The organism is Brevundimonas sp. 'scallop' (assembly GCF_011045535.1).
GTDB lineage: Bacteria > Pseudomonadota > Alphaproteobacteria > Caulobacterales > Caulobacteraceae > Brevundimonas > Brevundimonas vesicularis.
The window spans coordinates 1,583,674-1,593,660 of sequence record NZ_CP039382.1; the positions used below are offsets into that span (position 1 = coordinate 1,583,674).

Below are 9,987 nucleotides of genomic sequence, written 5' to 3' on the forward strand. Positions count from 1 at the left end.
GATGCGACGATCAGAGCAGGATCAGATGATCGGGCAACTCATTGCGATTGTCGGCGCGCGGTGGAAAGTGGCGGGCCAGAACCTCGCCGCACAGACCTATGGCGGCGGCAAAGCCATCGACGGGTCGGTCGGCGCGCAGCTCGCGGGTCAGGATGGCGACGGCCTGAGCCCAGGCGTCCTCATCCACCTTGGCGTAGATGCCTTCATCGGCGATCAGTTCGACCTGATGTTCGTCCATGGACGCGAAGATCAGAACGCCCGTGCGCTCCTGCGTGACATGGACGCCTTGGGCCAGGAACTGCTGCAAGGCCGCCTCCCTGACGCGGCCGCGCCTGACGCCGGCGGGCGTCACCAGACGACGCACGGCTGGGATACGGGTCAGCAGAAAGACGCCGACGAAGACGACGGCCTGCGACAGGGCGTAGAGGCCCAGGGCCTGCGCCGTCGTGGCGTCCTGCGCGGCCTGGTGGGCCGCCTCCCAGCCATCGCCCGGCCAGCGAAGATCCAGCACGAACGGAACGAAGACGATCGGGGCCAAAAGCGCCATCGCCGCCGCCCAGGCCAGGCTGACGTCCACATAGGTCGAGACCCGACGTGCGACGACGCAGAAGATTTCGCCCGACGTCTGACGCTCGGCCGCCGCTATGGCCTCGGCGATGCGGGTGCGGTCGTTGTCCGTGATCTGCATCACCATCCCCCCGAGGCCCCGCCGCCGCCGAAACTGCCGCCGCCGCCGCCGAACCCGCCACCGCCGCCAAATCCGCCGCCGCCCCAACTGCCGCCGCCTCTGCCGGAGTTCCGCAGCGCCTCGGACGCCGCCCACAACAGGACCGAGCTGACATTGCTGCGTCGTCCGCGCCCGGACCTCATGGCGATCAAGAAGATGAACAGGAAAAGCCCGGCGATGATGACCAGCGGAATGATGGATTCGCCTTTGGTGTCGGCTTGCTCGGCTGCGGCGGCCTGGGCGCGCGCTTGCGCTTCGGCTGGGTCGAGCGACAACTGGTCGATCAGGGCGTCCACGCCCTTGATCACGCCGGCCTGGTAGTCGCCGTCGCGGAAGGACGGCAGGATGTCGTTGCGGATGACCTGGGACGAGAAGGCGTCGGTCAGAATGGGCTCCAGCCCATAGCCGACCTCCACGCGGACCTTGCGTTCGTTCGGTGCGACGATCAGCAAGGCGCCGTTGTCGTTTTCCTTCTGGCCGATGCCCCAGGCGCGACCCAACTGATAGCCGTAGTCCTCGATCTCCTGATCCTGAAGACTGTTGACCGTCACGACGACCAACTGGTCGGTCGAACTGGCTTCCAGCGCCGCCAGCTTTTCAGTCAGGGCCTGTTCCGTCGCCGGATCGAGCAGATTGGCCTGATCGACCACGCGGCCGTTGAGCGGCGGGAAGTCGATGTTGGTCTGAGCCGCCGCCGGAACGACGAGCAGCAGGGCGATGACAAGGCCGAAAAGGAGGGCGGCGACGCCCGGCGATCGCCGCGCCGCCGCTTGCAGGGTTGTCACTGGGCGGGCGGGGTCGCGCCCGGCGCCACGGTCGGCGCGCCGCCGCCGGGCGCCGAGGCGTTGGCGGGCGGAGCGTTCAGGTTGAAGTTGACCTGGGGCGCCGACTGGGCCGCGGCCGTGGCGGTGAACAGCTGCATCGGCTGCGAGCCGCCATGCAAGGTCTTGGCCCAGATCACCTGCGGGAAGGTGCGAAGGGTGGTGTTGTAGTCGCGAACAGCCTCGTTGTAGTCGCGGCGCGAGATGGCGATGCGGTTCTCTGTGCCTTCCAGTTGCGACTGCAGTGTCAGGAAGTTCTGGTTGGCCTGAAGCTGGGGATAGGCCTCGACTGTGACCAGCAGGCGCGACAGGGCGCCGGACAGTTGGCCCTGGGCCTCCTGATACTGCTGGAAGGCCTGGGGGTTATCCAGGTCGTCGGCCGAGACGTTGACCGAGGTGGCGCGGGCGCGGGCGTTGATCACGTCCGTCAGGGTGGTGCGTTCCTGGATCGCGGCGCCTTGAACGGTCGCGACCAGGTTTGGAATCAGGTCGGCGCGGCGCTGATACTGGCTCTGCACATCGGCCCAGGCCGCCTCCGCGCGTTCCTGCTTGGTCGGAATGGTGTTGTAGCCGCAGCCCGCCACGGCGGGGACGATCATCAGAGCACCGGTCAGAGCGACGGCGCGGGCATTGAGGCGGACCATGACATCTCCCGTTCGGCGATAGCGCCGTTGAGCGGGACTATTCACCGGCCCAATGAATGCATCAAGCGTCCAATGGCTCCGGTTGGATATTGTTGAGGCGGCAGGCGGCCGAATAGGTGTTGGCCAACAAACAGGCGATGGTCATGGGGCCGACGCCGCCCGGCACCGGCGTGATGCGGCCGGCGACCTCGACCGCCTCCTTTAAGGCCACGTCGCCGACGACGCGGGTCTTGCCCTCGGCGGCCTTGACGGGATCGGCTGACGGGACGCGGTTGATGCCCACGTCGATGACGGTCGCGCCCGGCTTGATCCAGTCGCCCTTGATCATCTCGGGCCGACCAACGGCGGCGACCAGAATGTCGGCGCGGCGGCAGACCTCGGGCAGATCCCGCGTGCGCGAATGGGCGATGGTGACCGTGCAGCTTTCGCCCAACAGCAATTGCGCCATCGGTTTGCCGACGATGTTGGAGCGGCCGACGATGACGACGTTCAAGCCCGACAGATCGCCGAGTTGATCCTTCAGTAGCATCAGACAGCCCAGGGGGGTGCAGGGGACCAGACCCGGCAGGCCGACGGCCAGACGACCGGCGTTGACGACATGAAAGCCGTCCACATCCTTGTCCGGCGAAATGGCGTCTAGAACCACCGTTGCGTCGATGTGGGCGGGCAGGGGCAGTTGGACCAGGATGCCGTGGATGCCCGCATCCGCATTCAGCTGAGCGATCAGGGCCAGCAGCTCGTCCTGGCCGGTCGATTCGGCCAGGCGGTGGGTGTCGGAGCGCATGCCGGCGCGCAGCGTCGTCTCACCCTTGTTGCGGACGTAGATCTGGCTGGCCGGATCCTCGCCGACGATGACGACGGCCAAGCCGGGTTTGACGCCATGCGCGGCCTCCAGCCGGGCGACGGCCGCGCCGACGCGTTCCACCAGGGCGGCCGAGAAGGCCTTGCCGTCGATCAGGGTCGCAGGCGTGGATTGGGCCGACATGGCAGCTCCGTCTGGTGGGAAATCAGGATGGCGCGATTTACAGCCGTCACGGTTCGGCGTCTATGATCCGCAGCCTATGCTGGAGGAATTCATGAACCGTCCGTCGCTCGCCGCCGCTGTCAGCACCCTGGCCCTGTTGTGGGCGGTCGCGCCGGCCGTGGCCCAGGACGCGCAGTCTCTGCGCATCGGCGCCAATGTGACCGGCGCCCTGACGGACGGCGACGCCAAGGCTTCGGCGGACGAATATCGCTATGACGACTATCGGTTTGAGGCGCGGGCGGGACAGCGGCTGGAAGCCACGCTGAGATCGGACGCTTTCGACGCCTATCTGGAAGTCTACGCCGACGGCGCAGCGGGCGAGCCGTTGGCGTCAGACGACGACGGACTGGGTGACGGCACCAATGCGCGGCTGCGGTTCACGCCTGAACAGGCGGGGACCTATATTCTGAGGGCCCGGACGCTGAGCGGACTGGACGGCGGCGACTATCGTGTGTCGTTGCAGGAACGCCCGGCGCCGCCGCGTGCGCCGCGACCCGGCGGCATTCGTGTGGGGGCGACCCAGAACGGCGAACTGACGGCTCGCGATCCTGAGCAGGAAGACGGCGGCCGCTATGACGCCTACGCCTTCCGCGCCAACGCCGGCGATCGGTTTGTCGTGACGCTGAACTCCGAGGCCTTCGATCCCCTGGTTCGGGTGGGGCGAATGAACGGTCCCGATTTCGTCGAGATCAGTTCCAACGACGATGCACCCGGCGGCGGGCTGAATTCGCGGCTGACCTTCACGGCGCCGACGGCCGGCGAATATGTGATCCGCGCCACGTCGCTGGAAGACGGGCTGGGTCGCTATGAACTGGGCCTGGCCGAGGCGCCGCCCGCGCCGCCGTCAAAGCCCATCGCGATCGGTGACGAGATCAAGGGTGAGCTGGGCTCGGACAGCGCCACGAACGACGGCGGCCAGCGCGCGGAGACTTATCGCTTCACCGGGACGAACGGCCAGCGCGTCGCCATCGAGATGAAGTCGAGCGACTTCGACGCCTATCTGACGCTTCGCCGTGCTTCGGACGATACTGTCCTTGCGAAGGACGATGATGGCGCCGGCTCGGGCACCGACGCCCGCATCGCGCGCACCCTGGACGCCGACGGCGACTACATCATCGAGGCGCGGGGATTCAGCGACGAGGCCGAGGGCGACTACACGTTGAAGCTGACCGAAACCGCGCCGCCGCCGCCGCCGACCACGGCGACTTTGGGTCAAACCGTGGAGGGCGAGATCACCGACGAGGACCCCCAGGGCGACGATGGCAAACGCTATGACGCCTATGTCTTTGCCGGAACGGAAGGACAGCGCGTCCAGGCGATCCTGCGGTCCGGCGACTTCGACGCCTATCTGGAGATCGGCAAGGCCGACGGTGAGTTCGAGGCCCTGGCCAGCGATGACGACGGCCTGGCCGAGGGCACCGATTCAAGGCTGAACTTCACCCTGCCTTCGGACTGGAACTATGTGGTCCGCGCCATGCCGCTGGATGCGGAAGGCAAGGGCCTCTATTCGCTGGAGTTGCTGGATCGCGGGCCAGAGCCCAAGCCCGGCAGCCTGCTGATCGGGTCGACCGTGCGCGGAACCCTGTCGAACAGCGCCGCGCTCAGCGACGAAGGCGCCTTTTTCGACGCTTACCGCTTCCAGGCCAAGAAGGACGAGAAGCTGCGTCTGACGATGGTATCGAACGCCTTCGATTCTTTCATCGACCTGGGCAAGCAAGACGAGGACGGCGATTTCACCAGCCTGGCCACCGATGACGACAGCCTGTCCGACGCGCACGCCAAGCTGGATTGGACCGCGCCGGATGACGGCTGGTACGTCGTGCGCGCCCGCGCCTATGGGCCCAACCAGATGGGCGCCTATGCCCTGACGGTCGAGCGCCAACCGGCCGGCGCATCGACCTCGGCGCGCGATGATGCGCCCGCCGCGACGGCGCCCAAGTCGGGCACATGATCGACCTGTGAGGTTGCCAAGCGCAGGAAGCGGCGTGTAGAGAGCCGCCTCCTGTTGGGGAGTAGCTTCCGGCGTTCGTCGTCGGGATCGCGTCAACATACTCGCGCTTCGGCGCGTGGCGCGATCAGCGGAACCACCGCCTAGCGAGACCAGCGTGTCCTGACGCCGCGACCGGCCGGTGCAGGACCGCTGTCACGCGTCCGGTCGAGTGCTGTCCCATGACCCCAGGCGCCATCGCCATTCTCTCGCTCAGCATGTCCACGGACGCCTTTGCAGCCGCCGTCGGACGCGGGGCGTCGCATCGACCCGCCGTCAAGGACGCCGTAAAGGCCGGCTTGGTCTTCGGCGTCATCGAGGCGATCACGCCCCTGATCGGCTGGGGATTGGGCATCATCGCCGCCGGCCTGGTTGAGAAGGTGGATCACTGGATCGCCTTCACCCTGCTGCTGATCGTCGGCGGCAAGATGATCTGGGAAGGCGTTCAACCGCGTGGCGCGGACGAGGATGAGGCGCCGCGCCGGTCCGGCCCGTGGGCGCTTGTGGCGACGGCGGTCGGAACCAGCATCGACGCTGCGGCCGTGGGCGTGGGGCTGGCCTTCATCGGGGCCAATATCTGGGTGATCGCCGCCTCGATCGGCTTCACCACCTTCGTGTTGACCACCATCGGAATGCTGATCGGCAAGGCCGTAGGCACGCGCTTCGGCAAGACGGCCGAGATCATCGGCGGCGTGGCCCTGATCGGTCTGGGCACGGCCATCCTGTTGGAACACCTGGGTGTTCTCGGCGGCTGAGCCGGATCAGACCGAGGGCAGCAGGTCTGCCGCGAAGGTTCGGTAACGACCGGCGCGCACGGCGTCGGTCGCACGGGCGATGTCCGGGGCGAAATAGTGGTCGCTGGCATAGGGGGCGGCGGCTTCTCGCACGATGGCGAAGACCTGTTCCAGCGCCGGCGAGCTGGTGAGCGGCCGATGGAACTCCAGTCCCTGCGCCGCCGCCAGAAGCTCGATGCCGACCACTGTCGCCGTGTTCTCGGCCATGTCCAGCAGGCGGCGGGCGCCGTGGGTGGCCATGCTGACGTGATCTTCCTGATTGGCGCTGGTCGGCACGGTGTCCACGCTGCACGGATGAGCGACCATGCGGTTCTCGGCGATCAGGGCCGCAGCCGTCACTTGGGCGATCATGAAGCCGGAGTTCAGGCCGCTTTCCTTGACCAGGAAGGCCGGCAGTTCGCTCATCTTGGGATCGACCAGAATCGAGGTGCGACGTTCCGAAATATTGCCGATCTCGCACAGAGCCATGGCGATCTGATCGGCTGCGAAAGCAACAGGTTCGGCGTGAAAGTTGCCGCCAGAAATGACATCGCCATCCTCAATGAAGACCAGCGGATTGTCGGTGACGGCGTTCGCCTCGCGCGCCAGCGTGACGGCGGCGCTGGTCAACACATCGAGGACCGCGCCCATGACCTGCGGCTGGCATCGCAGGGAGTAGGGGTCCTGGACTTTGGAGCAGTCGTCGCGATGGCTATCGCGAATGGCGGAACCGGCCATCAACTCGCGCAGCCGCGCGGCGACGGCGATCTGGCCGGGCTGACCCCGCAGGGCGTGAATGCGATGATCGAACGGGGCGTCGGACCCTTTCAGCGCATCGACCGACAAGGCGCCGGCGGCGATCCCGGCGGCGAACGCCGCCTCGGCCGCGAACAGACCGGCAAGGGCCAGCGCCGTCGAACACTGGGTGCCGTTCAGCAGCGCCAGGCCTTCCTTCGGGCCGAGCGTCAGGGGCTTAAGGCCGACCTTCGCCAGAGCGGCTTCGGCCTCCAAGGTTTCCCCGTTCAGCCGCGCCTCGCCCACGCCGATCAGGACGCAGGACATATGGGCCAGCGGGGCCAGGTCGCCCGAGGCGCCGACCGATCCCTTAGACGGAATGCAGGGCAGGATGTCCGCGTTGATCAAGGCGATCAGGGCCTCCAGCGTTTCGCGCCGAACGCCCGAGGCACCGCGCGACAGACTGGCGATCTTCAGCACCATCAGAAGACGCGTCACCGCATCCGGCAGCAGCGGCCCGACCCCGCAGGCGTGGCTGAGGACCAGATTACGCTGCAGCGTTTCCAGATCTTCAGGCGCGATGGAGGTGTTGGCCAGCAGACCGAAGCCGGTGTTGACGCCATAGACGGTGCGCCCCTCGGCGACGATGGCGGCGATGGTCGCTGCGCCCCTGTCCACATCGGTCCAGGCGGCGGGCGTCAATGAGACGGTAGCGGGCCCCTCCAGCACCGCACGAAGCTGCGCGAGGGTGAGAGGCGATTGGCCGAGGGTGATCGCGGTCATGGCTCAGGCCTTCAGGCTCGGAAGGTTCAGTTCGTGCTCGCGCGCGGCCGCGCGGGCGATCTCATAGCCAGTGTCGGCGTGACGCATGACGCCGGTGGCGGGGTCGTTCCACAGTACCCGCTCGAGCCGTTGGGCGGCTTCCGGCGTCCCGTCGGCGACGATGACGACGCCCGAGTGCTGGGAATAGCCCATGCCGACGCCCCCGCCGTGATGCAGCGACACCCAGCTGGCGCCCGAGGCCGTGTTCAACAGGGCGTTCAGCAAAGGCCAGTCTGATACGGCGTCCGATCCGTCCATCATGGCCTCGGTCTCGCGGTTCGGGCTGGCGACCGAGCCGCTGTCCAGATGATCACGGCCTATCACGATGGGGCCGGACAGTTCGCCCGACGCCACCATGTCGTTGAACATCAGACCGGCGCGGTGTCGATCACCCAATCCGATCCAGCAGATACGGGCTGGAAGTCCTTGAAAGGCAATGCGCTCGCCCGCCATGTCGAGCCAGCGATGCAGACCCGCGTTATCGGGGAACAGGCGCTTCATCGCCGCGTCTGTCTTTCTGATATCTTCCGGATCGCCGGTCAGGGCCGCCCAGCGGAACGGACCGATGCCCCGACAGAACAGCGGGCGGATGTAGGCGGGCACGAAGCCGGGGAAGTCGAAAGCATTCGTCACGCCCGCGTCGAAGGCGACCTGACGGATGTTGTTGCCGTAGTCGGTGGTCGGCACGCCCATCGCCTGAAAGTCCAGCATGGCCTGCACGTGACCGGCGATGGAGCTTCGCGCGGCGGCGGCGACGCTGTCGGGATCGCTGACGCGCTTGTCTTCCCACTCCGCGACGGTCCAGCCCGAGGGGAGATAGCCGTTGATGAGATCGTGCGCGCTGGTCTGGTCGGTGACCAAATCGGGCCGGATGCCGCGTCGGACCATTTCAGGCACCAGATCGGCTGCATTGCCCAACAGGCCGATCGACAAGGGTTTCTTGTCCCGGAACGATTGCTCCAGCAGCGCCAGGGCTTCGTCCAGGGTTTCGGCCATGACGTCGACGTAGCGTGTCCGCAGGCGGAACTCGATGCGGCTGCGTTGGCATTCGATCGTGATGCAAGACGCGCCAGCCATGGTCGCGCCCAGAGGCTGGGCCCCGCCCATGCCGCCCAAGCCTGCGGTCAGAATCCACTTGCCCGACCAGTCGCCGCCGTAGTGCTGGCGGCCCGCCTCCATGAAGGTCTCATAGGTTCCCTGAACGATGCCTTGCGTGCCGATGTAGATCCACGACCCGGCGGTCATCTGGCCATACATGGCCAGACCCTTGCGATCGAGTTCGTTGAAATGCTCCCAGGTCGCCCATTTCGGCACCAGATTGGAGTTGGCGATCAGCACGCGCGGGGCGTCGGCATGGGTGCGGAAGACGCCCACCGGCTTGCCGGACTGCACCAGCAGGGTCTCGTCGGCCTCAAGCGTCTGCAGGGTTTCCACGATCCTGTCGAACGCCGCCCAATCCCGCGCCGCCTTGCCGATGCCGCCATAGACGACGAGGTCCTCCGGCCGCTCGGCCACCTCGGGGTCCAGATTGTTCATGAGCATCCGCATGGCCGCTTCGGCGGCCCAAGTCTTGGCGGTCTTTTCGGGTCCGCGCGGGCTGCGGACGATCCGGGCGTTGGGCGTGTTCATCGTTGGCTCTCGGCGAAGGCGATGCAGGCGGTCAGGACGCGGCGCAGATGGCCGCGCATCGGCTCGGCGCGATCCGGCTCATAGGGGCTGGGCCAGTTGTTGGGCGACACCGTGCCGGCGGGATCGAGGATGTAGCCCCGGTCAGCCAGTTCCATCTGGATGGCGTGAAGACCGGCCTCGGGACGGCCGTAGTGGCGCGTGGTCCAGCCGCCCTTGAAGCGGCCGTTGACGACGACGCTGTCGCCGCTGAACGCACAGGCTTTCTCGACAACGTGCGTCAGCTCACCGGCGCAGGTGGCGCCGTCGTTGTCGCCGATGTTGAACTGCGGCAGTTCGCCCTCGAACAGGCGCGGCACGACGGACCGGATGGAATGGGCGTCGTAGAGAACCACCGGGCCGGAGCTGCGCAGTCGATCCAACTGGCCCTGCAGGGCGGCGTGATAGGGATCGAACCAAGTCGCGCGTCGCTCGGCGATTTCGGCCGCGTCGGGTTCTTGGTCTGGGCGATACAGCGGCTCGCCGTCGAAGGTTTCGGTCGGACACAGGCCGGTCGTGGTCATGCCGGGATAGAGTGAGACGCCCGACGGATCGCGATTCACGTCGATGACACTGCGCGACACGCCCGTTCGCACCAGGGTCGCGCCCATGTCGATCGCGAAGTCGTACAGCCGATCCACCCACCAGTCTGCGTCCTTGCGGGCCAGCCAGGATGAGGTCATCCGCGCCTCGATGGCGGGCGGAATGTCGGTCCCCGTGTGCGGCAGGCCGATCACCAGCGGCGCCGAACCTTCGTGGATGGTCAGCCAGTCCTGCATCCGTTCGGCC

General features: G+C 67.0%; 9 protein-coding genes and 1 riboswitch. Of the genes, 2 read left to right on the forward strand and 7 right to left on the reverse strand.

Annotation, left to right across the window (positions count from 1 at the left end):
- Positions 1-10: 10 nt before the first annotated feature.
- The 4 genes from E4341_RS07865 to E4341_RS07880 form a co-directional block, all read right to left on the reverse strand.
- Positions 11-688: a TPM domain-containing protein gene (locus tag E4341_RS07865; protein ID WP_240893502.1), complete on the reverse strand. Its 678-nt coding sequence runs from the start codon at positions 686-688 to the stop codon at positions 11-13.
- Positions 688-1,512, reverse strand: coding sequence for a YgcG family protein (locus E4341_RS07870; RefSeq protein ID WP_165116419.1), 825 nt, complete (start codon positions 1,510-1,512; stop codon positions 688-690). Before E4341_RS07870 ends, E4341_RS07865 begins: the two co-directional genes overlap by 1 nt.
- The gene (locus E4341_RS07875) at positions 1,509-2,192 is read right to left on the reverse strand and encodes a LemA family protein (protein WP_165116424.1); all 684 of its coding nucleotides are present in this window, start codon (positions 2,190-2,192) and stop codon (positions 1,509-1,511) included. Before E4341_RS07875 ends, E4341_RS07870 begins: the two co-directional genes overlap by 4 nt.
- 61 nt (positions 2,193-2,253) lie before the next feature.
- Positions 2,254-3,177 carry a bifunctional methylenetetrahydrofolate dehydrogenase/methenyltetrahydrofolate cyclohydrolase gene (locus tag E4341_RS07880; RefSeq protein WP_165116426.1) on the reverse strand — a complete coding sequence of 308 codons (924 nt, stop codon included), beginning with the start codon at positions 3,175-3,177 and terminating at the stop codon, positions 2,254-2,256.
- A 91-nt stretch (positions 3,178-3,268) separates the two neighbouring features.
- Here E4341_RS07880 and E4341_RS07885 point away from each other — a divergent pair, with 91 nt between their 5' ends.
- Both E4341_RS07885 and E4341_RS07890 read left to right on the forward strand, forming a co-directional pair.
- Entirely contained in the window at positions 3,269-5,167 is a 1,899-nt protein-coding gene (locus tag E4341_RS07885; RefSeq protein ID WP_165116428.1) for a PPC domain-containing protein, read from the forward strand.
- A 47-nt stretch (positions 5,168-5,214) separates the two neighbouring features.
- Positions 5,215-5,358: riboswitch (yybP-ykoY riboswitch) on the forward strand.
- Between the two features lie 27 nt (positions 5,359-5,385).
- Positions 5,386-5,958, forward strand: coding sequence for a manganese efflux pump MntP family protein (locus tag E4341_RS07890; RefSeq protein WP_066551658.1), 573 nt, complete (start codon positions 5,386-5,388; stop codon positions 5,956-5,958).
- A gap of 6 nt (positions 5,959-5,964) precedes the next feature.
- Here E4341_RS07890 and hutH read toward each other — a convergent pair whose 3' ends face one another.
- From hutH to hutG, 3 genes are read right to left on the reverse strand one after another with little or no spacing between them, the layout of a single operon-like run.
- Positions 5,965-7,494 carry a histidine ammonia-lyase gene (gene hutH, locus E4341_RS07895; RefSeq protein ID WP_165116430.1) on the reverse strand — a complete coding sequence of 510 codons (1,530 nt, stop codon included), beginning with the start codon at positions 7,492-7,494 and terminating at the stop codon, positions 5,965-5,967.
- 3 nt (positions 7,495-7,497) lie between these two features.
- A complete protein-coding gene (hutU, locus tag E4341_RS07900) occupies positions 7,498-9,162 on the reverse strand; it encodes a urocanate hydratase (protein WP_165116432.1) in 1,665 nt (554 codons plus the stop codon).
- On the reverse strand, positions 9,159-9,977 hold the full coding sequence (gene hutG / locus E4341_RS07905) for an N-formylglutamate deformylase (protein WP_165116434.1): 819 nt from the start codon (positions 9,975-9,977) through the stop codon (positions 9,159-9,161). Before hutG ends, hutU begins: the two co-directional genes overlap by 4 nt.
- Between the last annotated feature and the right edge of the window lie 10 nt (positions 9,978-9,987).